The following is a 26,776-nucleotide window of genomic DNA, read 5'->3' on the forward strand; positions in this document are numbered from 1 at the left end:
TATGTGGCGGGCGTGACGGAGAAGAAGGGCAAGAAGGACACGCGGAAGGGCGGGGACCGGCTCGCCGAGTACCGCGGCAAGCGCGACCCCCACCGGACGCCCGAGCCCGTCCCCGCGGAGAGGGCGCTCCCGCACGGCGACGACGACACGTTCGTCGTCCAGGAGCACCACGCGTCCAGCCTGCACTGGGACCTGCGCTTCGAGCGGGACGGCGTGCTGGTCTCCTGGGCGGTGCCGAAGGGCCTGCCGTGGAGCCCGGAGACGAACCATCTGGCCGTCCACACCGAGGACCATCCGCTCGAGTACGCCACGTTCGAGGGCGACATCCCGCAGGACGAGTACGGCAGCGGCAAGGTGCTGATCTGGGACCGCGGGACGTACGAGACGGAGAAGTGGTCCGAGCGCGAGGTGAAGGTCGTCGTGCACGGCTCGCGGGTGTCGGGCCGGTACGTACTGTTCCGGACGCGCGGCAAGAACTGGATGATCCACCGGATGGACCCGCCGGCGGACCCGGACGCCGAGCCGCTGCCGGAGTCGCTGCGCCCGATGCGCCCCGCGCGCAGGGCCCGGCTGCCGCGCGACCAGGACGCCTGGGGCTTCGAGTTCGCGTGGGGCGGCCGGCGGCTGCTGGCCTACGTGGAGGGCGGCCGGACGCGGTTCACCGACGGCCGGGGCCGCGCGGTGGACGGCCCCGGCGGGCTCGGCTCGCGGCTCGGCGGGCAGCTCGGCGCCCGCCCGGCGGTGCTGGACGGCGAGCTGGCCGTGCTGGACGGCCGCGAGACCTACATGATCTTCGATGTGCCGCACCTGGACGGGCGGCCGCTGCTCGGCGTCCCCTACCGCGAGCGCCGGGACCGGCTGGACGGGCTGGACCTGTCGGGCCCGCGCTGGCAGACGGCGCCGTGGTATCCGGGCGACGGCGACGCGGTGCGGGAGACCGCCGCCGCGCAGGGCCTGCCCGGCGTGGTCGCCAAGCGCCTGGACTCCCCGTACGAGCCGGGCGAGGAGTCCGGCGCCTGGCGGCTGATCGAGTCGCCCGCGCGCAAGCGCTGAGACTCCGCGCGCGAGCGCCTGAGACCCTTCGCGCGAGCGCCGGGTATCAGTACGCGACCGTGATGCGGCGGCCGATCGCCTCGTTCTTCTCCAGCTCGTCGACCAGCGCGACGGCGTAGTCCTCGGCGCTGATGCGGCTGTCGCCCTCGGCGTCGCGCAGCAGCCGGTCGCCGCCGAGGCGGAAGGTCCCGGTGCGCTCGCCCGGCTCGATCACCGCCGCGGGTGAGACGTAGGTCCAGTCCAGGTCGCCCGCCTCGGCGCGGATGACGTCGAGCAGCGCGGCGTGGGCCAGCGCCTCGGGCTTGTACGCCTCGACGAAGCCCGGTTCGTCCACGTGCCGGACGCCCGGCGCGACCTCCAGGCTGCCCGCGCCGCCGACCACGACCAGCCGCCGGACCCCCGCCCGGCGCACCGCGTCCAGCACGGCGCGGCCCGCCTCCAGCACCGGCCCCTCGGGGTCGGACCCGTCGCGGGGCGGGGAGATCGCCACCACCACCGCGTCGTGGCCCTCCGCCAGCGCGGCCACGGCGGCGGCGTCGGCCGCGTCCGCCTTCCGGGTGCCCTCGGCGCCGCTGCGGGTCACGCCGGTCACCTCGTGGCCGCGGCGGCGCGCCTCGTCCGCGACGCGCCGGCCGATCATCCCGGTCGCGCCGATCAGCAGGATCCTCATGTCGTCCTCCTCGCATGTCCGTGCCGGACCCGGTGTCCGTACCGGGCCTGAAGGTATCCATCGGATACTGGTTACTGCAACGTGCCCTTGGTACCCTCTGGAAACCATGAGAGGCGACGCGTTCGATCCCGGCTGCCCGACCCGGCTCCTCCTCGACCGGATCGGCGACAAGTGGTCGGTGCTGGTCGTGCTCGCCCTCACCGGCGGGCCGCGCCGCTTCACCGAGCTCCGCAGCCTGATCGGCGGCGTCACCCCCAAGGTCCTTACCCAGACGCTGCGGACGATGGAACGCGACGGCCTGCTCACCCGGGAGGTCTTCGCCGAGGTCCCGCCGCGCGTCGAGTACGCGCTGACGCCCATGGGGCTGTCCCTGCACGGGCCGATCCAGGCGATCACCGACTGGGCGGAGGAGAACGTCGAGGCCGTGCTGTCCGCCCGCGGCCGGCACGACGGGCTCCCCGCCTGAGCGGAACCGCCGCGCCGCATTCCGCATCAAAGGGACGTGGCACCCGCTTCGGCGCGCCGTCGCTGAAAACGATCAGTAGCGGGCTAGAGTCCCGCCCTGAACCGGGCGGCGGACGGTGTGCGGAGAGCGGGGGAACGGCCATGATGGGGAAGACGCATGCGCTGAGCGGCGCGCTGGCGTGGCTGGCCGCGGTGCCGGTGCTCGGCCAGGAGCGGCTGCTCGGCGACTTCGCGGTGTCGCTGTCGCCCGAGCAGATCGCGGCGGGCGCGGTGGTGTGCGCGGGCGCGGCGATCCTGCCCGACATCGACCACCACAACGGGCGCATCGCCAACACCTACGGGCCGATCACCCACCACATGTGCAAGTGGATCGGGAAGGTGTCGGGCGGGCACCGGCACGCCACCCACTCGATCCTGTTCGCGGTCGGCATCGGCTGGGCGATGGACACGCTCGCCACCCACTACGTGTACGCGTGGTGGGCCTGCCTGTTCATGATCGTCGGGCTGGGGCTGCGCGGCGTCGGGCTCGACTTCGAGGGCCGCGAACCGCAGTCCGCGCTGGCCGACTGCGCGCTCGCGCTGATCGCCGTCTGGCTGATGCACAACATCGACATGAGCTTCGTCGGGTTCGCGGTCACCCTCGGCTGCCTGGCGCACGTCGCCGGCGACTGCCTGACACCGCGCGGCTGCCCGGTCTTCTGGCCGCTGCCGTGGCGGATCGAGGTACCGCTGGTCCCGCGCACCAACGGCAAGGTCGAGCACTGGGTGGTCGGCCCCCTGCTGATCTTCGGCATCGCGGTCCTGGCGATCCGCTCGGTGCTCGGCGACGTCGCCGCGCACTGGCTCACCAGGGGCTGAGCCGGGCCGGGCCCGGGCCCGGCCCGGGCCCGGTCAGCGCATGAGGTCGCGGTACTCCGCGCACTGCGTGTTCCCCCAACCGTCATCGCTCAGGCTCGGGGCGCTCCACAGCTGGACGTCGTTGACGCCGGGCATGGCCTGCGCGGTGCAGGCGATCTGCGCCAGCGCCATCCGCGACCAGCGGACCGGCCGGCGCGGGACCGCGCTCGACAGGTCGACGACCAGCACCCCCATCCCCCGCGGCTCGGACGAGTCCTGCGGCATCCGGGCCACCAGGGGTTGGTCGACCTCGGTGTACAGCCCCCGGCGCCTCTCGTCGGAGGTGACGGGGATGCTGAGCTGGCTCACGCTCAGATAGGGATGCCCCGGAAGCCCGGGACGCACGGCCGGCACCACGTGGCCCTGCCACGCGAGGTACACCGTGATCGTGCCGGGACTGCCGTTCGCCTGCACCGGGCGGCCCGCGCCGATGATCCCGGTGGGCCGCACGCCGCAGCCCGCCGCCGCGACGGCCAGTACCGCCACCGCGGCCAGGCGAGCGAGCCGGTCACCCATCGCATTCCTCCTCTGTGTCGCGCCGGGAGGGCAGCCATAGCGTGAACACCGCTCCCCCGTCCGGCCCGTTGGCCGCCTCCAGCGTGCCGTCGTGCAGGACGGCGTTCTCCATCGCGATCGACAGCCCGAGCCCGCTGCCCTCGCTGCGGGAGCGGGCCGCCTCCGCCTTGACGAACCGGTCGAACACCGCGGGCAGCAGATCGTCCGGTATGCCCGGGCCGCGGTCGGCGACGACGATCCGCACGCCCGGCTCGCCGCCCGGGCCCGCGTCCGCCGGGCCGAAGCGCACCGACACCGGCGGGGCGCCGTGCTTGAGCGCGTTGCCGGCCAGGTTCGCCACGATGACGTCGAGCCGGCGCGGGTCCGCCCGGACGAACAGGTCCGCCGGCCCCTCGACCGCCACCCGGTCCGCCCAGCCGCGCGCCGCCAGCGTGCCGGCGACGGCGTCCGCCAGGTTCACGTCGTCCGGGACGAGCGCGGCGGCGCCCGCGTCGAACCGGCTGATCTCGATCAGGTGCTCGACCAGCGCGCCGAGCCGGCGCGTCTCCTCGGCCACCAGCCGCGCCGCGCCGCCGTCGTCGGCGGCGGCGGCCTCCTCCGCCAGCACGTCGGTCATCGCGATCATCGACGTCAGCGGTGTCCGCAGCTCGTGCGAGACGTCCGCGACGAACCGGCGGGACGCCGCCTCCATCGCGCGCAGTTCCGCGACCGTCCGCTCCAGCGCGGCGGCGGAGTGGTTGTAGGTGCGCGCCAGGTCGGCGAGCTCGTCGTGGCCCCGCACCCGGACCCGGGTCGCCAGCTCGCCGGCACCGAGCGCGCGGGCGGCCGCGCCCAGCCGCCGCACCGGCCGCAGCACCCCGCGCGTGGCCAGCAGGGCGAGCAGCAGCGCCGCCACCAGCGCGGCCGCGTCGGCGACCACCAGCACACGCGCGAACGAACGCAGATCCGCGGCCTCGCCGCTCAGCCTCACCGAGACGAACACCATCGGCGGCGTCGTGCGCTCCGGCTCGTCCGCCGTCGTCGTGTAGCCGCTGGCCCGTGCGCCGACCAGCAGATAGGGGACGCCCTCCAGGCTGGGCCGGTTCTTGACCACCAGGCGCTCGAAGACGATCCCGCGCGTCGCGCGCCGCGCGAACTCCTCGCTGACCGGCACGTCCAGCCGGCCCGGCGGCACCGCGGGCACGCCGCCGCGGAGCGGGACCGGCACGGCCGCCACCTTGCGGCCCGGCGCGGCGAGCGCGTCCTCCAGCCGCGCGGCGAGGACGGGCTCGGTGTCGGGCGGGATCTGCTGCGGAATCTGCTGGCGGAGGGCACCGCGGACCTCGGTCAGCACCGCGCTCTGCGCGCGTTGCAGGACCACCCGCCGCAGCAGCACATAGGAGATGCCGGACGCCAGCACCGACGACAGGAGCGCCACCGCGGTGAACGCCGCGGCGAGCCGGACCCGCAGCCCGGTGAACCGGCGCAGCCAGGTCACGGCGCGGCGAACCGGTAGCCGAAGCCCCGGACGGTCTCGATCAGCCGCGGCTCGGCCGGCTCGTCCTCGATCTTGGCGCGGACCCGCTGCACGCACGCGTCCACCAGCCGCGAGTCGCCCGGATAGGTGTGCTCCCACACCTCGGCCAGCAGATGCTGGCGGGTCAGCGCCTGCCCGGGCCGGCGGGCCAGCTCCAGCAGCAGCCGCAGCTCGGTCGGGGTGAGCCGGACGTCGGTCCCCCCCTTGGTGACCTTCAGCGACGCGCGGTCGACGACCAGGTCGCCGTAGGCGGCGATGTCGGCGCGGACCTCGGCGCGGCGCAGCACCGCGCGGATCCGGGCGTCCAGCACCCGCGGCTCGACCGGCTTCACCACGTAGTCGTCGGCGCCCGCCTCCAGGCCGAGGACGACGTCGAGGTCGTCGCCGCGCGCGGTCAGCAGGATCACCGGCAGCGGGTCGCCGCGGCGGATCCGGCGGCACACCTCGATCCCGTCGATGCCGGGCAGCATCACGTCCAGGATCGCGATCTCCGGGCGGCGGGCGCGCAGCGCCTCCAGCCCGTCCTCGCCGGTCGCGCGGGAGGTCACGCGGTGCCCCTGGCGGGTCAGCGCCAGCTCCAGCGCGGTCCGCGCCGACGGATCGTCCTCCACGAAGAGAATGCTCGCCACCCGGACATTATTGGGCTCTTCGGGCATCCATCCCCAGCCGTGTCACAGGATCCGGACATTTCACAGACGAGATCATGAAGTCCGGTGCGGAGCGTGGGACGCATGACGCTCGAGATCGTTCCGGTCCGCCCGCCCGCCCGGTCCGGGCCCGCACCGGCCGCTCCCCCGCCCGTCCGGCGCGACCGGGCGCTGCCGTGGCTGATGGCCGCCGGGTTCGCGGCGCAGGTGTGCGTGCGGCTGTGGTCGGCCCGCGCGCGGACGGGGCCCGTCGCCAATCCCGACGAGACGGGCTACCTGCTGGCCGCCCGCGCGTTGGCCGGAGGGCACGGCGGCGACCTGTCCGGGAGCACCTTCTACCAGGGCGGATACCCGCTGCTGCTCACCCCGGCGTACTGGTTCTCGCATGACCCGATGACCGTCTACACGATCGTGCTGGCGATCAACGCGGTGATCGGCGCGGCGCTGTTCCCGCTCGGCTACGCGGCCGTCCGGCGTTTCCGGCTGTCCCGGCGCGCCGCGCTCCCCCTCGCCTGGGGCGCCGCGCTGCTGCCCGCCACGACGTTCTTCGGCGCGTTCGCGCTCGCCGACGCCGTCCTCCCGACCATCGTCCTGGCATGGCTGTGCTCACTGCATCGCCCCTGGCGTCAGGTACTGGATCCCGTCCCCATGGCGGGCAAGGCCGCGTCGCTCTGGCTCGCCTTGGCCAGTGGGATCGCGGTCTTCGCGGCGGCCGTGCACAGTCGCGGTGACGTCGTGCTGCTGGTCCATGTGGTCGCGCTCGTGGGGTTCACCGTGGCCGGTGCCGTCCGGCGAAGGCGGGCCATCGTCGCCGCGGGGGCCGTGGGGCTGGCGGTGGTCGCGGGCGGTTACGCGGTGGCGGCGGCCGTCAACGGGCACGTCCGCGCCGAGCTGTACCCGTCGGGGAACCTGGATCTCGGCGCGCTCCTCAAGGAGCGGCTCACCACGGGCGACGGGCAGGCGTGGGCGCTGTCGGGGGCGGCCGGGCAGATCTGGTACCTGACTATCTCGACGTGGGGGCTCGGCGCGGTCGGGCTCGCCGCCGTCGCCGCCGTGCTCGTGCGGCGGCGGGCGCCCGCGGCCGACCGCGCGATGGCGGCGGTGCTGCTCGCCGTGACGTTCGGGATCGCGTACGCCTCGTCCGCCGCGCTCCCGGACGAGCACCGCGTCGGCAATTACGCGTACGGGCGGTACCTGTCGTGCGTGGCGCTGGTCTACGCGCTGGCCGGCGGAGTGGCCTTGATGCGGACGGGCCTGCGCAGGGCGGCGGCGCTGGTCGCGGCCGCCGCAGTGATCACCGCCGCGACGGGTCTGTGGGTGGACCGCTACGCGGGCGAGCGGCTGCGCACCTACAAGTTCATCGGGTTCGACTTCCCCGAGACGTCGTTCCTGACGGGTGACCGCGGCGCGCTGCACCTGGCGGCGGCTTCGCTCGCCGCGCTGGGGCTGCTCTGCGGGTTCCTCGTGCTGTCGCGGCTGCCCAAGGCCGGGACGGTCGCGGCGGCCGGCGCGCTCGCGGCGACGAACCTGGCGGCGCTGGTCTTCCTGTTCGGGATCGCGCCGGACCGGGTCCGGCCGGCGTCGCCGCTGCCGGGCGCGCCGGCCGGCGGTGTCGTCGCGGACGCCTCGCTGCACTGGGCCGTCCGGACGATGCTCGTCTACCCGGCGTGGTGGACGCGCGTCGACCGCGTCGACCTCCGCCGCGAACGGCCCGCGCCCGGTGTCTGCACCGTCGTCGTGGGGCGGCCGGACGGGACGACCCCGGACGCGACCTGGCCCGCGCACCCGGCGGGCTGGCGCCCGCACGCGAACCGGTCGTGGTCGGTCGGCTGGGTCGCCTGGCACGACCCGTCCTGCGATCAGTAGCGGGTGACCAGCGCGATGCGGTCGTGGTCGACGAGGAAGCCGTCGGAGACGAACGTCACCTCGCCGCCGTACTCCAGGGCGGTCTCGATGACGTCGTCCACGACGTCGTCGACGACGTCCGCGCCCTTGAGGACGCCCGGCATGCCCTCGACCGGGACGAGCTCGCCGTCGGTCCGCACGGCGGGCGCGTAGTAGCCGCGCTCGACCACCAGGTGCTCGCCGCGGCCCTCCTCGACCAGCCGCGCGACCTCCGGCAGCCCGCCGGCGTAGCGCTGGATGCTGCGCGCCGCCTCCAGCTCGGACAGCACCCCGACCTCGCGGAGGTCCTCGTAGGCGTGCAGGGCGGGCCGGGCCGCCTCGATGAGGGTGCTCGGCGCGGCGCCCTCGTAGCTGCCGTCGACCCGCCCGGCGGCGTGCAGGTGCGGCCCGGCGGCCTCGTCGAAGAACGCCTGGTGGCGGGTGACGCCGGCGACGATGACGGGGCGGCGGTCGCGGACCAGGACGCGGCCGAGGGCGGTCGCGGCGTCGCGCGCGGCGCGCCGGTGCGGTTCGTCCTCGCTGTCGCGGGCGCTGCGCCGGTCCATCCGGCCCGCGCCGGCCTCGTCGACCGGCTCGGGCGCGATGGGGAAGCCGTCGCCGACGTGCTCGGTGAGGTCCTCTTGCCGCCCGTCCCACAGCCGGGTGCACTGGTCCGACAGCGACAGCAGCCAGTAGCGGGGCGCGCGGGTGTAGGCGGCGACGAGGTCGCGGGTGGCGAACCCGGTGTCGACGACGACGCGCTCGTCGACGGGCTGGCTGATGGTGAACGCGTGGTGCTCGCCGTCCGGCGCGGCGAACAGGACCAGCCCGTCCGCGGCGTGCCGCAGGTCGATCTCGCCGGCGGCCTGCTCCAGCGCGTGCACCACGTGGTCGGCGGTGCCGCCGGTGACCCGGACGTCCTCGTGCAGCCGGCGGCGCGCCTCGGCGAGCAGGTTGCGGAGCCGGATCGGGTCCTGGCGGTTGCCGGGCGCGGCCCGGTGCGTCGGCATCAGCACCGAGACGGCCGGATAGCTGCGGGGCTTGCGCAGTTCGGACAGGGTCGAGGCGTCCATGATCCCCCGATCGTCGCCTTTTGTATCTCTTGCCTCTTTTGTAGCTACTCGCAGGTAAACCAGATGTAAGCGGCGATTGAGGATCCGGCGGCACTTTTGAGCACGGTCGCGCCATCCGGGCTTCCGGCTCCGGTCACGGCCGGGCGCGCAGGCCGTCCATCACCACCCGCGTCACGGGGTCGCCCGCACGGGCGCCGGGCCGGCAGACGGCCATGCTGATGATCTCGACCACCTCCGCCGGGCCGATGTCGCGCCGGACCGCGCCCTCGTCCTGCGCCTCCGCGGCGAGCTTCTCCAGCAGGGCGTCGACCTCGGCCTGGAGTTCCAGCCGCTCCGGCGGCGCGGGCCCGTCCCCGGCGAGGGACTTGATCAGCGCGAACGGCTCGCCCGCGCAGTGCTCCACGGCCAGCGCCAGGACGTCCCAGCGCGGCACGTCGCGCTCCCGGACCTCGGCGATCCGGTCGCGGAACCGGGCCAGCGCGGACACCGCGATCTCCTCGACGAGGGCCCGCCGGTCCGGGAAGTGCCGGTACAGCGTGCCCACGCCGAGGCCGGCCTCGCGGGCGATGTCCTCCATGCTCACCGCGCATCCCCGCGCGGCGAACAGGTCCAGCGCGGACGCGACGATGCGCTCGCGGTTGCGCCGGGCGTCGGCTCGCACGGTCCCCTCCTCGGGTCAAGCGGAACTTCGGGTTCAGGTTACTCTGTCCCCGTAAGCAGAAGCGGAACATCAGGTTCATGTTAGGAGCGGTCCATGCGCATTGGAATGTTCGCCCTCGCCGCGGGGGCCCCGCTGGACGACGTCGTCGCCCAGGCCCGGCTGGCGCGCGACGCCGGCCTCGACAGCGTCTTCTTCGGCCACGTCCCGTCCTGGGACGCCCTCATGGTCGCCGCGCTCGCCGGCCGGGAGGCGCCCGGCCTGGAGGTCGGCACCGCGGTCCTCCCGACCTGGCCCCGGCACCCCCTCGCCCTGGCGAGCCAGGCGCTCACCGCCCAGGCCACGACCGGCGGGCGCTTCACGCTCGGGATCGGCCCGAGCCACCCGCCGGTCATCGAGGGCGCGCACGGCATCCCCTACGAGCGGCCCGCGCGGCACGTCCGCGAGTACCTGTCGGCACTGCGCCCGCTGCTGCGCGGCGAGGACGTCGAGTACCGCGGGGAGACGCTGACCGCGGTGGGGACGGTGGACGCGCCCGGCGCCACCCCGCCACCGGTGATCATCTCGGCGCTCGGCCCGGCGATGCTCCGGGTCGCCGGCGAGCTCGCCGACGGGACCGTGACGACCTGGACCGGCGCCGGCGCGATCGGCGACCACATCGTGCCCTCGATCACCCGGGCCGCCGAGGCCGCCGGACGCCCCGCGCCGCGCGTGCTGGCCGGCGTCGTCGTCGCGCTCACCACCGACCCCGACGGCGTCCGCCGGGAGCTGGCCGAGCAGTTCGCCGCCGCGTCGGACTTCCCCGGCTACCGGGCGATCCTCGACCGGCAGGGCCTGTCCGGCGTGCACGAGACGGTCGTCGCGGGCGACGAGGCGGCGGTGGAGCGGGAGCTGCGCCGCTTCGCCGACGCCGGCGCGACCGACCTGCTGATCAGCCCGCGCGGCGACGTGCCGCGGGTCCTGGAGGTCGCCGCGTCGCTGCGCTCGGCGCCCGTCACAGCGACGCGCGGAGCTCCCGCTTGAGGATCTTGCCGGCCGCGGAGACGGGGATCTCGTCCACGAAGCGGACCTCGCGCAGCCTCTTGTAGTGCACGACGGCCGCGTTGACGTGCTCCATCAGCTCGTCCGCGCCGACCTCGCCGGAGCGGACGACGAACGCGGTGGGCAGCTCGCCCGCCGTCGGGTCGGGACGGCCGACCACGGCGGCGCCCGCGACGGCGGGGTGGGCGAGCAGCTTCTCCTCCAGCTCGCGCGGGTACACGTTGTAGCCGTTGTAGAGGAGCATGTCCTTCTTGCGGTCGACGATGGTCAGGTAGCCGTCCTCGTCGAGCACGCCGACGTCGCCGGTGCGCAGCCAGCCGTCCGGGCTCAGCACCGCCGCGGTCTCCTCGGGACGGTTCAGGTAGCCGGTCATGACCTGCGGACCGTGCACGCAGACCTCGCCCTCGGCGCCGGGCGGCAGGGCGGGGGTCGACTCGTCCGCGGCCGGGGCGTCCGCCGCGACGATCTTCAGCCGGACGTCCGGGACCGCGACCCCGACCGTGCCGGTCCGGCGCACGCCGGACCGGTGCGCCGGGTTCGCGGTCGCGCCCATCGTCACCTCGCTCAGCCCGTACGCCTCGACGATCACCGCGTCGGGGAAGGCGTCGTGCAGCCGGGCGAGCATCTCGTGCGACAGCGGCGCGGCGCCCGACCGGATGCCGCGCACCGACGACAGGTCGCGGCCGGCGAACGACGGGTGGGCCAGCAGCGCGGAGAACATGGCGGGCGCGCCGCCGAGCGCGGTGGCGCGGAACCTCTCCATGTCGGACAGGAACGCCGGGACGTCCAGCCGCGGATGGCTGACGATCGTGGTGCCGCCCATGAGCTGGGAGTTGAGGTAGCCGACGGTGCCCATCGCGTGGAACCAGGGCGCGACGCTGACGATGACGCCCTCGCCGAGCGGCGTCGGGTACTCGCCCTCCGGGCCGGCCGATCGCAGGGTCAGGCCGCCGTGGCCGTCGAGCTCCGGCACCGATCCCGTGCCGGAGCACGCGAACTGGAGGGTGTTCACCACAACGTTGCGGTGCGGGAGCATGACGCCCTTCGACCGGCCGGTGGTCCCGCCGGTGTAGGCGATGTGCGCCAGGTCGCGGCGGACGTCGATCTCGACCTCGGGGAACTCCTCCGGCCGCCCCGCGCCGACCTCCTCGAACCCGATCCCGCATCCGGCGAACGCGCCGCCGCACAGCTCCGCCACGTCCGCCGGGCCGCCTCCGGAGCCCGCGACCACCACCGTGCGGACCTTCGTGCGGTCGAGAGCCTCCGCGACCGATCCGGCGAGCAGGTCGAGCGTGACGATGGCGACCGCGCCGCAATCGCCGAGCTGGAAGGCCAGGTCGTCGGGCGGCAGCAGCGGGTTGCACGGGGAGAACGTCGCGCCCGCCAGCAGCGTCCCGTAGTAGGCGACCGCGAACTGCGGGACGTTCGGCAGGTGCAGCGCCACGACGTCGCCGCGGCCGACGCCGCGCGCGATCAGGCCGTGCGCGAACCGGGCCGACGCGCGCGCCAGCCCGGTGAACGACAGGTCGCGTCCGGCGTGGTGCAGGGCCGTCCGGTCGCCCCAGCGCCGCGCGGCGCCCGCCAGGATCGCGCCGACCGGGACGTCCGGGTAGTCGAGCGAGTGCGGCACACCGGCGAACCAGTGCGGGGTGGTCCCGGAAGACGTCGCGCCCATCGTCGTCCCTTCTTGGAGGCTCGTTCTAGAATTTCGTTCGTCCACTCTAGGAGAGCCGGCCGCCGGAAGGGACGGCAGGTCAGCCGGGGGTGATGAAGCCGGTCTCGTAGGCGAAGATGACCGCCTGCGTGCGGTCCCGCGCCTGCAGCTTCGCCAGGATGTTCCCGACGTGCGTCTTCACCGTCTGCGGGCTCACGAACAGCTCCGCCGCGATCTCGGCGTTGGAGCGCCCCTTGGCCACCAGCCGCAGCACGTCCGCCTCCCGCTCGGTGAGCCGCTCGTGCCAGCGCGCCGCCCGCCCGCCGCCGGACGGCCCCGCGTGCGCGGCGGCCAGCTCCCGGATCGCGGCGGGGAACAGCAGGCTGTCGCCGCCCGCGACCATCCGGATCGCCTGCAGGATCTCCTCGGGGCGCGTCCGTTTCAGCAGGAACCCGTTCGCGCCCGCCTTCAGCGCGTCGTAGACGTACTCGTCGTTCTCGAACGTCGTCACCACGATGATCTTCGGGGGCTCGCGGACCGTGTCCAGGATGCGGCGGGTCGCCTGGATCCCGTCCAGCCGCGGCATCCGCACGTCCATCAGGATCACGTCGGGCCGCAGCCGCGCCACCGCGTCCGGCACCTCCGCGCCGTCGGCCGCCTCGCCGGCCACGGCCAGGTCGTCCTCGGCGCCGATGATCGCCGCCAGCCCCGCCCGGATCAGCCGCTCGTCGTCGACCAGCAGCACCTTGATCGTCATGTCCCGGACCCTCTCACGAATACCCGCCCGCGCCCGGCCCCTGCCCGGCACCGGCCGCTCACTGGACGGTGGTCAGCGGCAGCGACACGCGCACCCGCCAGCGGTCGCCGTCCGGCCCGGCGGTCATCTCGCCGCGCAGCACGGTGACGCGCTCGCGGATGCCGCCGAGCCCGCGGCCGCCGCCGTGGCCCGCCCCCGCGCCGCCCGCCCCCAGCGGGTTGCTCATCTCCATCTCCAGCCGGTCCCCGTCGACGCCGAGGCGCAGCCGCACCGGCACCTTGCCCGCGTGCCGCAGCGCGTTCGTCAGCCCCTCCTGGACGATCCGGTACGCCTCCCGGGAGACCGCCGCGGGCACCTGCTCGACCTGCGGGTCCACCCGCGCGTCGAGGCTGACCCCGGCGAGCCGCGTCTGCTCCAGCACCCGGCCGAGATCCTTCAGCGTCGGCTGCGGCGCCGGACGGGACCGGTCCTCGCGCAGCAGCCCGAGCACGTGGTCGAGGTCCTCCAGCGCCGCGCGCGCCGACTCCTCGATCGCGCCCAGCGCCTCGCGGGCGAACGCGGGGTCGGTGTCGAGGACGCGCCCGGCCGCGCCCGCCTGCAGCGTCACCACGCTGAGCGCGTGCCCGACCGAGTCGTGCAGCTCGCGCGCCAGCCGGTTGCGCTCGGCGAGCCGGACCGCCCGCGCCTCCATCTCGGCGAGCCGCTCCGCGGCGGTGGGGCCGAGGAACCGCGGCGCCAGCCGCGCCAGCAGCGCGCCCGACGCGACGGTCAGGGCCAGCAGCACCGCGACCGCGGCGATCCCGGCCGGCGGCGCCGCCCACTCCCCCCACGCCCCGGACCGGTCCCACGCGCCGAGGAACCGCTCGTCCCAGTCCACCAGCGGCGCCATGACCAGCACGAACGCGACCGGCGGCACGGCCAGGCTGAGCCCGCTGACGACCACGCCGGCGAACAGGTGCAGGGTGAACCAGGCGCCCGCCCGCATCCGGCTCTCCCGGTTGCCCGCCGACCCGGGCACCAGCTCCGCCGCCGGCCCCCTCAGCAGCTCCTTGGCCAGCGAGCTCTCCAGCAGCCGCACCGTCGGGACGAGCCCGGTCACGAACGTGGCGGCGGCCGGGAACACCAGCAGCACCAGCACGCCGGCGACGGCGCCGTCGCCGGGGACGAACGGGGCGAGGCCCATCCCGAGGAACCAGTACGGCATGAGCAGCGCGCCGCCCACCACCAGGTGGGACCAGCGCCGCCATGTCGTCCGCTCGATCAGCGGGCGCAGTACACCGGACACGCCTCAGATCCTGGCAGAACGCCGCCTCCGGTCACTCCCCCGCGCGACCGGCCCGGCTCCCCCGCGCGGGGGAACCGGCGGCCGGGTCACGACTCGGGCTGGTCCGCAGCAGGTCCGGCGGCGGGTTCGGCGGCGGGTTCGACGGCGGCGGGCCCGGCGGGCCGTCCCGCGCGCTCGCCGGCGAGCCGGTCGCGTTCGGCGAGCTTGGCCAGCCGCGCGTTGTAGGCGGCCAGCTCGTCCTCCTCGCCGCCGGCCTCGCCGCGCGCGGTGCGCTCGGCGGCCCGGTCGGCCTTGCGGTCCATCCGGCGGGCCTGCCGCTGGTCGTCGGCGTACCACTGGAACGCCATCACCAGCAGGACGACGAAGGTCGGCACCTCGCCGAACGCCCACGCGATCGACCCGCCGGTGTGCTGGTCGTGCAGGACCGTGGTGCCCCACGGCGGGTTGACGGCGTTGTACCAGCCGGGCGCGAGCGCCTGGTTGATGTTCATCAGCGCGATGCCGAAGAACGCGTGGAACGGCATGGTGACGAACAGCAGCAGCAGCCGCATCGGGTGCGGCAGCTGCCGGGGCGCCGGGTCCACGCCGAGCAGCACCCAGAAGAACAGGCACCCGGACGCCAGGAAGTGCACCATCATCGCGATGTGCCCGAGGTGGTCCCGCATGAGGTCCTCGAACAGCGGCGTGAAGTACAGCGCGAACGTGCTGCCCATGAACAGGATCGTGGCGAACGCCGGATGCGCGACGAACCGGACGAACCGGCTGTGCAGCATCACGGTCAGCCATTCGCGCGGGCCGCGGTCGCCGCGGACCTTGGCGGGCTTCAGCGCGCGCAGCGCCAGCGTGGTCGGGGCGCCGACGACCAGGAAGATCGGCGTCAGCATGTTCAGCACCATGTGCTGCGCCATGTGCACGCTGAACAGGAGCTGCGCGTACCGGGCGACGCCCGTCTGGGTCACGGCGACGATCGTCAGCAGCCCGAAGAACCAGGAGACGGTGCGGCCGACCGGCCAGCCGTCGCCGCGCCGCCGCAGCCGCAGCACGCCGGCCAGGTACAGCCCGCCGAGCACGACGACCAGGGCGCCGAAGAACAGGTCGAAGTGCCATAGGGTCGCCAGCCGCGCCGGGTTGATGTGCGGCGGCATGTCGAAGCCGAGCTGCGTCTTGATCGCCGACTCGGTGCCGGTCACCGGCGGCGGCGCGGTGCGGGCCAGCGCGACGGCCAGGCCCATGGTGGCGGCCATGACGGCGGCCTCGACGGTGGCGAAGCGGGCGAACGCGCGGGGCCGGCGGTCGCGCAGCGCCGGCAGCGTCCGCTCGCGGTGCCACCAGCCGAACCAGCCGAGCACCGCCCACGCGACGATCTTGCCGAGCGCGAGCCGGCCGTAGTCGGTGGTGAGCAGCTCGGACGGGTCCGGCAGCCGGGAGATCACGTTGACCAGGCCGCTGGCGCCGACGGTGATGTAGCACCACAGCGCCATCCGGCTGTACCGCTCGGCCATGACCGGCAGCTTGCCGCGGCCGAGCAGCGCGTGGGCGCCGACGATCGCCAGGCCGCCGACCCACGGCGCGACCGCGGCCACGTGCAGCGCCACGCCGGTGACGGCGACCTCGTGGTTGGCCGACGACGCCGAGTGGCCGGTCAGCGGGGGCGGCAGCAGCGCGGCCCCGGCCATCGCCAGCAGCGCGAACGCGGCGGCGGGCGTGGTCGTGGTGCGCGCCAGCAGCGCCACCACCACGGCCAGCAGCACCACGATCATCAGCGCGGTGCCCTGCTCCAGCGAGCCGACGTAGCTGCTCAGCTCGTTGCCGCCGACGACGTCGGTGACCGGCTGGCCGAGCACGTCGGCGACGGTGAACACCAGCGTGGCCGCCGCGGCGGCGGCCCACCCGGTCGCCAGCCAGGACGCCGCGCGCAGGTAGCCGACCGAGTCCCGGGACAGCCGCGCGGCGTCCCGCGCGCCCTCGATGGGCAGCAGCGCGGAGCCGGCCAGCAGCGCGCCGACGGTGAGCGCGGACAGCAGGTCCATCACCGTCCGCGACACCGGCAGCCCCCACCGGGTGGCCGCGCCGGCGTCCCCGATGCCGGGGATGACCTGCTCGGTGACCGCCCCGCCGAGGACGAGGGCCGCCACCAGGACGGCGGCCGCGGCGGCGACCGCCCCCGCGGCGGCGCGCAGCACCCGCAGGCCGCCGTCACTCATTGCCGACCTCACTCACTGGCGTTCCTCACTCACTTGAGACGGTCGCCCGGTGTGCGCGCCGGAGGGTACTTGCGCTGGGCCCGCCGGACGATCAAGAAGCCGATCCCGATCCCGACCAGCGCGCCGACGCCGATCAGCGCCCACGTGACCGCGCCGGAGCCGCCGTCCTTCTTGCCGTGCCGCTCGTCGGCGGCGTCGGCGGCGGCAACGGCGGTTGCGGCGGCCGGGTCGGCCGTGCCGGACGGGGACGCGCCGCCGCGGGCGTCCGCGAGGACCGTGCCCGCGGCGCCGCTCGCCTGCCCCGCTTCGGCCGGGGCCGGGAGGGCGGTCAGGCCGCCGAGGGCGGCGGCCAGGACGGCGACGAGACCGAGGCGGCGCAGGGACCTGCGGAACGTGCGGGTGCTCATGGGGCGGCCGGGTCCTCTACGTGGGATTCAGGGCCCTTCTAGCGTACTGACGCGGCGCCGATGGCCCGTCCGGGGTCGCCCGAGCCCGCCGCGGCGCCCGAACGGTGCGGCCGGGAACCGGTCAGAGGGCCGTCAGCGCGTGGGCGCGGCCGTGCGCCGCGAACTGCGCCCGCAGCTCCTCGGCGTGCGCGGCGGTCATCGGCTCGTAGGCGAGGCGGCGGCCGGGACGCACCCAGACCTGCTGCCCGTCCACCGGGTCCCACAGGAGGCGGCGCAGGGGCCGCTTGTGCACCTTGCCCGTCGCGGTCAGCGGCATGGGCCGGACGACCCGGACGAACCGCGGCGCCCACTTCGTCCCGAGATCGGGCTGCGCGGCGAGGAAGTCCGCGAACTCCTCCGGGTCGAAGGAGGCGCCGTCGTGCGGTTCCAGGGCCGCCATCACCTGGTCGCCGGTGCGCGGGTCCGGGACGGGGTAGACCGCGCACATCACCACGGCGGGCCAGCGTGCCAGGATCCGCTCGACCGGCGCGGCGGCGAAGTTCTCGCTGTCGACGCGGAGCCGGTCGGCGCCGCGCCCGGCGAAGTAGAAGTAGCCGGCCTCGTCGCGGTAGCCGAGGTCGCCGCTCCAGTACACGCCGTCGCGGACCCGTTCCGCGTCGGCCTCCGGGTCGTTGTAGTAGCCCTCGAAGGCGCCGCCGGCCCCCGGACCGGCGAGTTCCCCGATGGCCTCGCCGGGGTTGAGCAGGCGGCCCGCGGCGTCGAAGCGGGCGCGGGGGCACTCGGCGCCGGTGCCGGGGTCGAGGACGGCGACCTCGACGTCCGGCGGCGCGACGCCGAGCGCGTCGGGCGGCGAGTCCGGGGTCATGCGCAGCGAGATCGCGCCCTCGCTGGAGCCGTAGCCCTCGATGACGCGGCACCCGAACCGCCGCGCGAACCCGGCCATGTCCTGCGCGGACGCCTCGGTGCCGAACACGCTCCGAAGCGTGTTGCGCGCGTCGTCCGGCCGCTCCGGGGTGGCGAGGACGTAGGCGAGGGCGCGCCCGACGTAGTTGAAGTAGGTCACCCCGAACCGGCGCACGTCGGGCAGGAACCCGGACGCGGAGAAGCGGCGCCGCAGCGCGACGGTGGCGCCCGCGTGCACGGCCATCGCCAGGTTGGCCATGACGGCGTTGCCGTGGAACAGCGGCATCGCGACGTAGGTGACCGAGTCCCGCTCGATCCCCATCATGGCGGACCGTTCCGCGATCGAGGCGAGCCGTCCCTGCCCGCACGCCACGGCCTTCGGCGCCCCGGTCGAGCCGGAGGTGAACAGCAGCAGCAGCCGGTCGCCGGGCCGCGCGTCCGGCTCGCCGAAGCCGTCGCCGTCGCCGCCGGCCGAGTCGAGGCGGGCGCGGTAGGCCGCGGTGTCGACGGCGAGGATCCGCTCCGGCGGGACCGTGTCGCCGAGCGCGTCCAGGAGCGGCAGGTGGGCGGTGTCGGTGACGATCAGGTCGCAGTCGGTGTGCCGGACGTCGGAGGCCAGTTCGGCGCCGCGCCGGGTCGGGTTGATCCCGACGGCGGTGGCCCGGCCGAGCGCGGCCGCGAAGATCCAGAAGACGTGCTCCGGGATGTTCTCCAGCAGCACGCCGACGTGCCGCGGGCGGCCCCGCGGTTCCGGGCACGCGGCCGGCAGCAGCGCGGCGCGCGCCCGCGCGGCGGCCACCACGTCCGCCCAGCTGTAGGTCTCGTCCTCGAACCGGAGACCGGGGTGCCCGTCGCCGGCCCGTTCCAGCAGCAGTTCCGCGAAGGTCGAGCTCGCCACGTCCGCGAATCTGCCACCAAGCATCCGCTTGGGTCAATGGGGTGGATCAATTGCACCCGCAGTCGCAGCCGCAGCAGTCACAGTCACAGTCACAGCAGTCGCCATCGCAACAGTCGCACCCGCTGCAGCAGTCGTCGCAGTGCCGGGTGCACCAGCAGCGGTCGCCGCAGGCCTTGCCGTGGTGCTCGCTCCACTCGGGCTGGAAGACCCCGCAAGTGACGCAGACCACCGTGCCGGTGAAGCACGGGATCGGGAACCCCGGACGCCGGCCCCGCGGGCGGTGCCCGAAATCGGCGCCGCCTCCCCCGCCGCCGTGCGGCGGGAGCCAGCCGCCCCCGTCGCCGTATCCGCCGCCCTGCTGAGGCGGGTAGCCCTGCTGCGGCGGGTAACCCGGCGGCGGGTATGGAGCGTTCCCGTAGGGCGGCTGCGGCCCGGGGCCCGGCGGCGGGTAGGCGGCGAAGACCCGGTCGACCGAGCGCCGGACCTCCCGGTCCAGCAGCGCCCGGACCAGCCGCGGCCTCTCCAGCTCCACATCGGCCAACGCCAGCCGCAGCCCGTGCAGGGCGTCGTCGGCGTACCGGCGGGCCTGCGCCGGGGTGGTGCCGGTGGCGACGAGCGGGTTGAACGCGCCGCCGGCCAGGTCGTCCGCGACGTCCTCGACCGCGTCGATCAGGTGCGCGAGGCGGCCGAAGTAGCGGCCCGCCTCGGCGAGCGACTCGGCATTGCCCTCCTTGCCGGCGAGGACGGCGGTGTGCGCGAAGACGGCCGCGACGGCGGTCTCCGTGGGTTCGGTCAGGTCGAGCAGCCCGAGTCCCGGCTCGGCCTCCAGGACGGCCTGGCGGGCGACGGCCGCGCGCAGCACCGACGGATCGAACCCGACGGCGGCGCCCGTCCGCGCGCCCGCCGCGTCCCAGCGGGCGGCGGCCCGGCCCGCGGCGGCGGCCACCAGCGAGCGCCCGTACGCGCCGTCGCCGTCCGCGACGTGGTCGCGGGCCTTGCCGGCGGCCAGCAGCAGCGACGCGGCCGCCGCCAGCCGCGCGCCCTCCGCCCGCGCGGCCACGACCTCGGCGGTCCTCATCCCGCGCAGCGCGCACGGTCCGGCCTTGCGGCGCGGCGACAGCTCCGGCGCCTGCGCCTCCACGAGCACCGAGACCAGCAGCCCGTCGTAGTTGGTGACGAGCCGCGCCGCCTGGCCGTGCTCGGCGCGCAGCGTCAGGCACAGTCCGCACAGGTGCGCCGTCCAGTCCTTGAACAGCGACCCGCAGAGCACGTGCTTGCAGGGACGGACCACCCCGAACACCGGCATCTCCCCATCTCAGGCGACTCGCAGCATTATTCACGGACGCGGCGGCACCCGAGATGGTTCGTCCCGGAAGATCAAAAATCGGCCGGATCAGACGCCCACGCAGGTCAGCGCGCGGCGGTAGGCGGCCATCCGCGGCTCCCGCGTGCCGGTCTCGGCGAGCACCTCGGCGAGGTCGAACCAGGCCTGCGCCGCCTCCCGCGAGGACTCCATGTCCTCCAGGCAGGTCGCGGCCCTGGTGAGCACCTCGACGGCGCGTTCGCGGTCGCCGAGCCGGACGCAGGCCTCGCCGAGCACGGTCAGCGCGCCGGCCCGGACGCGGCGCGGGGCGTCCCCGAGCAGTTCCAGCGCCTCCTCGGCCAGCCGCACCGCCTCCGCCGGGCGGCCCAGCGCGGTCTCCGCGCGGGCCAGCTCGGTCCGGCACCGGGCGACGTCGATCTCCCCGGCGGAACCGGCGTTGATCTCGCCGCTCACCCGGGCCAGCAGCTCCCGGGCCTGCATCGCCTGGTCGGGCCGGGCGCGCAGCAGCAGCCCCGCGTAGACCACGCGGAGCCGGTCGAGCTCGCGCGGGTCCCCGCCGTCGCCGGCCAGCATGAGCGCCCGCTCGGCGAGCGCGACGCCCTCCTCGTACTCGCCGCGGATCTGGGCGACGTTGGCGGCCTCGGAGTAGGCGACCGTGCGGGCCCGCGCGCCGCCGATCCGCTCGGCCCGCTCCACCAGCTGGCCCGCCAGCTGCCGGGCCCGCACCAGGTCGCCGCGCTCGATGAAGGCGGCCAGCAGCGCCGCGCCGAGGTGCACGGCGGCGTCGGTGGAGTCGGCGCCGGACGCGATGAGGTGCCGCAGCGCCTCCTCGGCGGCCTGCACGCCCGCGCTGATGTCGCCGCGCTCGCGCAGGCAGCGGCTCAGCGCGACGTGCACCCGGGCCCAGTGGTCGAGGTCGGCCTCCGCGGAGGCCTCCTCGGTCAGCGCGCGCAGCCCGGCGATCGCCTGCTCCAGCTCGCCCGCGGCCTCCAGCGCGAGGGCGTGCCCCCACCGGGCCTGGTGCAGCATCTCGGGCAGCGCCACGGCGTCGGCGTTGGCGAGCACCTCGGCGAACCGCGCCCGGGCCTCGGCGGCGGCGCCGTTGCGCAGCGCGATCTCGGCGTAGTCGAGGGTGACGCGCAGCTCGTCCACCACGTCCTCGCTGACGCCGCTGACGAGGTAGGTCGCCGAGCAGTTCAGCTTCACCGCGAGCAGGTCCACCACGCTCGGCGCGGGCACCCGCTTGTCGCTCTCGATGAGCGAGATGTAGCTGTCGGACAGCTCGGGGAAGGCCAGCTGCGCCTGGCTCACGCCCTGCCGGATCCGCAGGGCGCGGATGCGCTGCCCCAGTGTCTCCCGGTCCATGTGACCCGCTCTTTCTCGTGGCGCCTACAGGGTTCTCGCCGGACGCGTCGCGCGCAGGGCGAGGAAGAAGTCGACTCGGTCCTCAAGTGTGCCGAGATCCCGGCCGGTGAGGTCCTCGATTCGCCGGATTCGGTACCGAAGCGTGTTCACATGGACGTGCAGCCGGGTCGCGCTCCGGCTCCACGACCCCGAGCAGGACAGGAACACCTCCAGGGTGTGCACGAGCTCGGCCTGCCTGCTGCTGTCGTACTCCTCCAGGGGGCCGAGCATCCGTTCCCGGAACGACCAGCGGGTCCGCTCCGGGACGGCGGCCAGCAGCAGCGCGTAGGAGTCCGCGCAGGCGGCCCCGTAGGGGTCGGGCGCCGGCGCGTCCACCGAGTCTCGCATTCGCACCATGGCAGGCTATAGCGGACCGTTCCCGTCACGCAGCGCCGACCGTGAATCACCTCGCGGCACCGCCCCCCGGACCGGCCGCGCCGGCGGGCCGCCTCGGTGGCCCGCCCCGGTGGGCCGTGCCGGTGACCGCGCCCGGGCCGCCAGGCGGCTAACCTGTGCTCGCACTTTCCGGGAACGACGCTGGTGAAGGCGGAGCACGCGCGATGTCCAAGATCAAGATGGCGGAGGCCGACGCATCACCGCCGGCCGGCGGGGGCGGGCCGCTGGAGCGGCTGTTCGACCTGTCCGCGCGGCGCACCAGCGTGGCCCGCGAGCTGCGCGGCGGCGTCACCACGTTCTTCGCGATGGCCTACATCATCCTGCTGAACCCGATCATCCTCGGCGGGGCGAAGGACGTCACCGGCGCGACGCTGTCGATCCCGCAGCTGACCACGATGACCGCGCTGTCCGCCGCGGTCACCACGGTGATCATGGGGCTGGTCGGGAACGCGCCGCTGGCCCTCGCCGCCGGCCTCGGCATCAACGCGGTGGTCGCCTTCCAGGCCGCGCCGGTGATGACCTGGCCGCAGGCGATGGGCCTGGTGGTGATCGAGGGCGTGGTCATCGTGCTGCTGGCGCTCACCGGCGTCCGCGAGCGGATCATGAACTCGATCCCGCTGGCGCTCAAGCACGCCATCGCGGTCGGCATCGGCGCGTTCATCGCGCTGGTCGGGCTGTACGACTCCGGTTTCGTCACCTCCAGCAAGACCAGCCCGCCGCTGTCGCTCGGCACCGGCGGCCGGCTGGAGACCTGGCCGACGCTGGTGTTCGGCCTGACCCTGCTGCTGATGATCGTGCTGTACGTGCGGAGGGTGCCCGGCGCGATCCTGATCAGCATCGTCGCCGGCACCGTTCTCGCGGTGATCATCCAGTCCTACGCCTCGGTGCCGGACGGCGGCTGGGGCGTGGTCACCCCGGACCTGCCCGACAAGGTGTTCGCCGCGCCCGACTTCGGGCTGCTCGGCGAGGTCGACCTGTTCGGCGGGTTCGGCCGGGCGGGCGTGATCACCGCGCTGGTGGTGCTGTTCACCCTGGTGCTGTCGGGGTTCTTCGACGCGATGGGCACCATCCTCGGCATCAGCGACGAGGCCGGCCTGACCAACGAGCGCGGCGAGGTGCCGCGGCTCGGCCGGATCCTGTCGGTGGACGGCCTGTCCGCCGCGCTCGGCGGCGTGACCAGCTCGTCGGCCAACACCGTGTTCGTGGAGTCGGCGGCGGGCGTCGGCGAGGGCGCCCGGACCGGCCTGGCCAACATGGCGACCGGGGTGCTGTTCGCGCTCACCCTGTTCCTCACCCCGCTCGCCGCGGTCGTGCCCGCGCAGGCCGCCGCGCCCGCGCTGGTGGTGGTCGGCGCGCTGATGATGACGCAGGTCGCCAAGGTGACCTGGGACGACCTGGAGATCGCGATCCCGGCGTTCCTCACCATCGTGCTGATGCCGTTCACCTACTCCATCACCATCGGCATCGGCGGCGGCCTGGTCAGCTACGCGGTCATCAAGCTGGCCCGGGGCGGGGTCCGCGAGGTGTCGGTGTGGCTGTGGCCGGTGGTGGTGCTGTTCCTGCTGTTCTTCGCGATTCACCCGGTCGAGACGTGGCTCGGGGTGAAGTAGGGGCGGGGGCCGCGAGATTCTCACGGGAATGTCGGCCCATTTGAAAGTCTCGGACGCTCCGGCGGGTGTCAAATAGTGCCGTCATGGCGTAAGCAGAAGGTAGGGCCTTACCCCCCGGCGTGAAAGGCGTGGCTGTGGTGTCCGCGGACCGTCCCCCCGAGCCTCCCGCGCAGGGCCACGTCGTGCTGGCGCCGGGCCGGTTCCCGGGCACCCTGACCGCCGCGCAGGTCGCCCGTCACCTCGCCGCCGGGCTGCGCCGTTCCCGGCCGGACGTCCCGCTGGTGGAGCTGCCCGTCGCGGACGGCGGGGACGGCACCGTCGAGGCGGCCGTGGCGGCGGGCTGGCGGCGGGTCGAGGTCGAGGTGTGCGGGCCGACCGGCCGGCCGGTGACCGCGCGGCTGGCCGTCAGCGGCCGCACCGCGGTCGTGGAGCTGGCCGAGGCGTCGGGGCTGCGCCGGCTGCCGGGCGGCAAGCCGCGCCCGCTGACCGCCTCCAGCCTCGGCACCGGGCAGCTGGTCGCGCACGCGCTGCGGCTCGGCGCCCGCCGGATCGTGCTGGGGCTCGGCGGCGGCGCGTGCACCGACGGCGGCGCCGGGCTCGTCCAGGGGCTCGGCGGCCGGCTGCTGGACGCGCTCGGCAAGGACCTGCCGCCCGGCGGGGCGGCGCTGCGCTCGCTGCACGCCCTGGACCTGCGCGCCCTGCCCGACCTGTCGGGCGTCGAGGTGGTCATCGCGGGCGACTCCGCTGGCCCGCTGCTCGGCCGCGGCGGCGCCGCGGCGGTGGACGGCCCGCCGCGCGGCGCGAGCCGCGACGAGGTCCGGGTGCTGGACGCGGGCCTGCGCCGCTGGGCGGACCTCGCCGAGGCGGCGTCCCGCCGGGCCGCCCGGGACCTGCCGGGCGCCGGCGCGGCGGGCGGCGTCGGGTTCGCCGCGCTGGCCTTCCTCGGCGCGACCATCGAGCCGGGCGCCGCGCTGATGCTGGACCTGCTGGGCTTCGCCGGCCGGGCACGCGGCGCGCACCTGGTCGTCACGGGCGAGGGCACCCTCGACACCCGGTCCCTGCGCGGCACCGCGCCGATCGGCGTCGCGCGCGCCGCCGCCCGCGCCGGCGCGCCGGTGATCGCGGTCGCCGGGCGGCGCGGGCTGACCGGCGAGCGGCTGCGCAAGGCCCGGATCCAGGCGGTGTACGCGCTGGACGACATCGAGCCGGACGCCGAGCGCCGCGTGCGCCGGGCCGGGCCCCTGCTGGAGCAGCTGACGGTCGCGATCGCCGACGAGTGGCTGCCCGCCCCCCGCCGCTGATTCCCGCGGGCGGCCGCGGAACGCTCCAGCGCACATTCCACAGCTTCCGGACGCCGGGCGGAGCCGACGTCTAGGATCATGGGCGGCGGCATCCGGAGAACTCAAGAGCGGGACGAGGCGGACGCACATGGCGGACGAGCAGTACGACTGGGCATCCCTCGGGATCGACGTGACCAAGCCGAGCATCGCGCGCACCTACGACGTCGTCCTGCGCGGCAAGGACAACTTCGAGGTCGACCGCGCCTTCGTGGACGAGATCGTCAAGATCGTCCCGGAGATCTACGACGTGGCCGCCTACAACCGGGAGATCCTCGGCCGCGGCGTGCGGTACCTGGCGGGCGAGGCCGGGCTGCGCCAGTTCCTCGACCTCGGCTCCGGGCTGCCGACCGTGCAGAACACCCACCAGGTCGCGCAGTCCGTCGCGCCGGAGTCCCGCGTGGTCTACGTCGACAACGACCCGATCGTGCTGGCGCACGGGCGGGCGCTGCTGGCCGAGAACGAGCGGACGACGGTCGTCACGGCGGACGTCCGCAAGCCGGCGGAGATCCTCGCGAACGACGACGTCCGCCGGCTCATCGACTTCGGGCGGCCGGTCGGGGTGATGCTCGTCGGCATCCTGCACCACCTGCACGACGACGAGAACCCGCAGCGGGTCGTCGAAACGCTGATGGACGCGGTGCCGTCCGGCAGCTACCTGTTCGTCACCAGCTTCTGCGCCTCCAGCCAGGAGGCGGTCGACGCCGAGGTGCAGTACCAGGGGCTGCTCGGCACCGGGCGGTTCCGCACCCCCGAGGAGATCGAGGGCTGGTTCGGCGGCATGGAGCTGTTGGAGCCGGGTCTGGTCCCGCTGCCGTTGTGGCGTCCGGACGGGCCCGTCCCGGACGAGCTGACCGTCGGGCACCGGCTCATGTACGGGGGCATGGCCCGCAAGCCCTGACCGGCGCCGGCACGGCGACCTGGGGCGCTTTACATCCTGTCATCGGAAAGAACGATGACTTTGCAGCCTGCACATGGCACGGAGGGGTCCGCGCAACGCACGCTGTAGGCGTGCGCACCGGCGTACGTCCTGGTCAGCGTTGACGGAGGGTCCCCCGTGAAGATCGGCGTCCCGCAAGAGATCAAGAATCACGAGTACCGGGTGGCCATCACCCCGGCGGGCGTGCACGAGCTCACCCGGCACGGCCACGAGGTGTTCGTCGAGAGCGGCGCCGGCCTGGGCTCGCACATCCCCGACGACGACTACACCGCCGCGGGCGCGAAGATCCTCGACGGCCCGGACGAGGTGTGGGCCGAGGGCGACCTGATCCTCAAGGTCAAGGAGCCGATCGCCGCCGAGTACCACCGGATGCGCGCCGGGCAGACCCTGTTCACCTACCTGCACCTCGCCGCGTCCCGCGAGTGCACCGACGCGCTGCTGTCGGCCGGCGTGACCGCGATCGCCTACGAGACCGTCCAGCTGCCGGACCGCTCGCTGCCGCTGCTGGCCCCGATGTCGGAGGTCGCCGGACGGCTCGCCCCGCAGGTCGGCGCGTACAACCTGATGGCGTCCAACGGCGGCCGCGGGGTGCTGCCGGGCGGCGTGCCCGGCGTCGCGCCCGCGAAGGTCGTGGTGATCGGCGGCGGCGTCTCCGGGCTGAACGCCGCGCAGATCGCCGTCGGGATGGGCGCCGACGTCACCGTGCTGGACCTGAACGTCGACCGGCTCCGCCACATCGACGCGATCTACCAGGGCCGGATGCGGACGCTGGTGTCCAACGCCTACCTGGTCGAGCAGGAGGCCCGCGCCGCCGACCTGGTGATCGGCGCGGTGCTGATCCCGGGCGCCAAGGCGCCCAAGCTGATCTCCAACGAGCTGGTCGCCGGCATGAAGACGGGCTCGGTCCTGGTGGACATCGCCATCGACCAGGGCGGCTGCTTCGAGGACTCCCGTCCCACCACGCACGACGCCCCCACCTACAAGGTGCACGGCTCCACGTTCTACTGCGTCGCCAACATGCCGGGCTCGGTGCCCAACACCTCGACGTACGCGCTGACCGGCGTCACGCTCCCCTATGCCGTCCAGATCGCCGACAAGGGCTGGCACCGCGCCCTGCACGAGAATGCGGCCCTGGCCAAGGGCCTCAACACCCACGCCGGCGAGCTCGTCTACGACCACGTCGCCGAGGCCCACGGCCTCCCCTACACCCCGCTCGCCTCCATCCTCGACTGAGCCG

At 74.8% G+C, this 26,776-nt stretch carries 23 protein-coding genes and 1 pseudogene; 9 read left to right on the forward strand and 15 right to left on the reverse strand.

The features are described 5' to 3' along the window. The first annotated feature begins 12 nt into the window (after positions 1-12). Positions 13-1,053, forward strand: coding sequence for a DNA polymerase ligase N-terminal domain-containing protein (locus ACA514_RS22960; RefSeq protein WP_375043261.1), 1,041 nt, complete (start codon positions 13-15; stop codon positions 1,051-1,053). Positions 1,054-1,099: 46 nt separating this feature from the next. Here ACA514_RS22960 and ACA514_RS22965 read toward each other — a convergent pair whose 3' ends face one another. Beyond that, complete coding sequence (locus tag ACA514_RS22965; protein WP_375043262.1) at positions 1,100-1,723, reverse strand: NAD(P)-dependent oxidoreductase; 624 nt, start codon at positions 1,721-1,723, stop codon at positions 1,100-1,102. A 106-nt stretch (positions 1,724-1,829) separates the two neighbouring features. On the opposite strand from ACA514_RS22965, the gene ACA514_RS22970 reads away from it, so the two are divergent. Next, positions 1,830-2,189: a winged helix-turn-helix transcriptional regulator gene (locus tag ACA514_RS22970; RefSeq protein WP_375043263.1), complete on the forward strand. Its 360-nt coding sequence runs from the start codon at positions 1,830-1,832 to the stop codon at positions 2,187-2,189. Between the two features lie 140 nt (positions 2,190-2,329). Further along, entirely contained in the window at positions 2,330-3,046 is a 717-nt protein-coding gene (locus ACA514_RS22975; protein ID WP_375043264.1) for a metal-dependent hydrolase, read from the forward strand. A 33-nt stretch (positions 3,047-3,079) separates the two neighbouring features. Here the strand turns inward: ACA514_RS22975 and ACA514_RS22980 are convergent, their stop codons facing one another. The 3 genes from ACA514_RS22980 to ACA514_RS22990 are packed head-to-tail and all read right to left on the reverse strand — an operon-like array spanning position 3,080 to position 5,746. Beyond that, positions 3,080-3,601: a hypothetical protein gene (locus ACA514_RS22980; RefSeq protein ID WP_375043265.1), complete on the reverse strand. Its 522-nt coding sequence runs from the start codon at positions 3,599-3,601 to the stop codon at positions 3,080-3,082. Beyond that, positions 3,594-5,078: a sensor histidine kinase gene (locus ACA514_RS22985; protein WP_375043266.1), complete on the reverse strand. Its 1,485-nt coding sequence runs from the start codon at positions 5,076-5,078 to the stop codon at positions 3,594-3,596. Before ACA514_RS22985 ends, ACA514_RS22980 begins: the two co-directional genes overlap by 8 nt. Next, a complete protein-coding gene (locus ACA514_RS22990; RefSeq protein WP_375043267.1) occupies positions 5,075-5,746 on the reverse strand; it encodes a response regulator in 672 nt (223 codons plus the stop codon). Before ACA514_RS22990 ends, ACA514_RS22985 begins: the two co-directional genes overlap by 4 nt. A 102-nt stretch (positions 5,747-5,848) precedes the next feature. Between ACA514_RS22990 and ACA514_RS22995 the strand changes: the two genes are divergently transcribed. Then, a complete protein-coding gene (locus tag ACA514_RS22995) occupies positions 5,849-7,630 on the forward strand; it encodes a hypothetical protein (RefSeq protein WP_375043268.1) in 1,782 nt (593 codons plus the stop codon). Here ACA514_RS22995 and ACA514_RS23000 read toward each other — a convergent pair. Then, complete coding sequence (locus ACA514_RS23000) at positions 7,624-8,721, reverse strand: hypothetical protein (RefSeq protein ID WP_375043269.1); 1,098 nt, start codon at positions 8,719-8,721, stop codon at positions 7,624-7,626. The two genes, ACA514_RS22995 and ACA514_RS23000, sit on opposite strands and share 7 nt — an antisense overlap. 133 nt (positions 8,722-8,854) lie before the next feature. Continuing rightward, entirely contained in the window at positions 8,855-9,382 is a 528-nt protein-coding gene (locus ACA514_RS23005) for a TetR/AcrR family transcriptional regulator (RefSeq protein WP_375043270.1), read from the reverse strand. A gap of 93 nt (positions 9,383-9,475) precedes the next feature. On the opposite strand from ACA514_RS23005, the gene ACA514_RS23010 reads away from it, so the two are divergent. Beyond that, positions 9,476-10,402: an LLM class F420-dependent oxidoreductase gene (locus ACA514_RS23010; protein WP_375043271.1), complete on the forward strand. Its 927-nt coding sequence runs from the start codon at positions 9,476-9,478 to the stop codon at positions 10,400-10,402. Here the strand turns inward: ACA514_RS23010 and ACA514_RS23015 are convergent. The 9 genes and pseudogenes from ACA514_RS23015 to ACA514_RS23055 form a co-directional block, all read right to left on the reverse strand. Beyond that, positions 10,374-12,095 (reverse strand): class I adenylate-forming enzyme family protein, encoded by a 1,722-nt coding sequence (locus ACA514_RS23015; protein ID WP_375043272.1) that lies wholly within the window; start codon positions 12,093-12,095, stop codon positions 10,374-10,376. The two genes, ACA514_RS23010 and ACA514_RS23015, sit on opposite strands and share 29 nt — an antisense overlap. Before the next feature lie 79 nt (positions 12,096-12,174). Next, a complete protein-coding gene (locus ACA514_RS23020; protein WP_375043273.1) occupies positions 12,175-12,831 on the reverse strand; it encodes a response regulator in 657 nt (218 codons plus the stop codon). Positions 12,832-12,889: 58 nt separating this feature from the next. Next, positions 12,890-14,116, reverse strand: a complete 1,227-nt coding sequence (locus tag ACA514_RS23025) for a sensor histidine kinase (protein WP_375043274.1) — start codon at positions 14,114-14,116, stop codon at positions 12,890-12,892. A gap of 86 nt (positions 14,117-14,202) precedes the next feature. Next, a complete protein-coding gene (locus ACA514_RS23030; protein ID WP_375043275.1) occupies positions 14,203-16,320 on the reverse strand; it encodes a cytochrome c oxidase assembly protein in 2,118 nt (705 codons plus the stop codon). 29 nt (positions 16,321-16,349) lie between these two features. Continuing rightward, entirely contained in the window at positions 16,350-16,727 is a 378-nt protein-coding gene (locus tag ACA514_RS23035; RefSeq protein ID WP_375043276.1) for a hypothetical protein, read from the reverse strand. 121 nt (positions 16,728-16,848) lie between these two features. After that, positions 16,849-18,528: an AMP-binding protein gene (locus ACA514_RS23040; protein WP_375043277.1), complete on the reverse strand. Its 1,680-nt coding sequence runs from the start codon at positions 18,526-18,528 to the stop codon at positions 16,849-16,851. 46 nt (positions 18,529-18,574) lie between these two features. Next, on the reverse strand, positions 18,575-19,828 hold the full coding sequence (locus ACA514_RS23045) for a DUF5685 family protein (protein WP_375043278.1): 1,254 nt from the start codon (positions 19,826-19,828) through the stop codon (positions 18,575-18,577). A gap of 93 nt (positions 19,829-19,921) precedes the next feature. After that, complete coding sequence (locus ACA514_RS23050) at positions 19,922-21,217, reverse strand: helix-turn-helix domain-containing protein (protein ID WP_375043279.1); 1,296 nt, start codon at positions 21,215-21,217, stop codon at positions 19,922-19,924. Positions 21,218-21,241: 24 nt separating this feature from the next. Beyond that, positions 21,242-21,550: pseudogene (locus tag ACA514_RS23055) on the reverse strand (PucR family transcriptional regulator); the annotation flags it as partial. Positions 21,551-21,816: 266 nt separating this feature from the next. On the opposite strand from ACA514_RS23055, the gene ACA514_RS23060 reads away from it, so the two are divergent. From ACA514_RS23060 to ald, 4 genes are all read left to right on the forward strand, one after another. Beyond that, entirely contained in the window at positions 21,817-23,262 is a 1,446-nt protein-coding gene (locus ACA514_RS23060; protein WP_375043280.1) for an NCS2 family permease, read from the forward strand. A 134-nt stretch (positions 23,263-23,396) separates the two neighbouring features. Continuing rightward, entirely contained in the window at positions 23,397-24,563 is a 1,167-nt protein-coding gene (locus tag ACA514_RS23065; protein ID WP_375043281.1) for a glycerate kinase, read from the forward strand. Positions 24,564-24,690: 127 nt separating this feature from the next. Further along, complete coding sequence (locus ACA514_RS23070) at positions 24,691-25,500, forward strand: SAM-dependent methyltransferase (RefSeq protein ID WP_375043282.1); 810 nt, start codon at positions 24,691-24,693, stop codon at positions 25,498-25,500. A 156-nt stretch (positions 25,501-25,656) separates the two neighbouring features. Next, positions 25,657-26,772 carry an alanine dehydrogenase gene (gene ald, locus ACA514_RS23075; RefSeq protein ID WP_375043283.1) on the forward strand — a complete coding sequence of 372 codons (1,116 nt, stop codon included), beginning with the start codon at positions 25,657-25,659 and terminating at the stop codon, positions 26,770-26,772. Positions 26,773-26,776 lie beyond the last annotated feature (4 nt).

Origin of the sequence: Actinomadura sp. NTSP31, assembly GCF_041951385.1 — a bacterium.
GTDB lineage: Bacteria > Actinomycetota > Actinomycetes > Streptosporangiales > Streptosporangiaceae > Spirillospora > Spirillospora napierensis.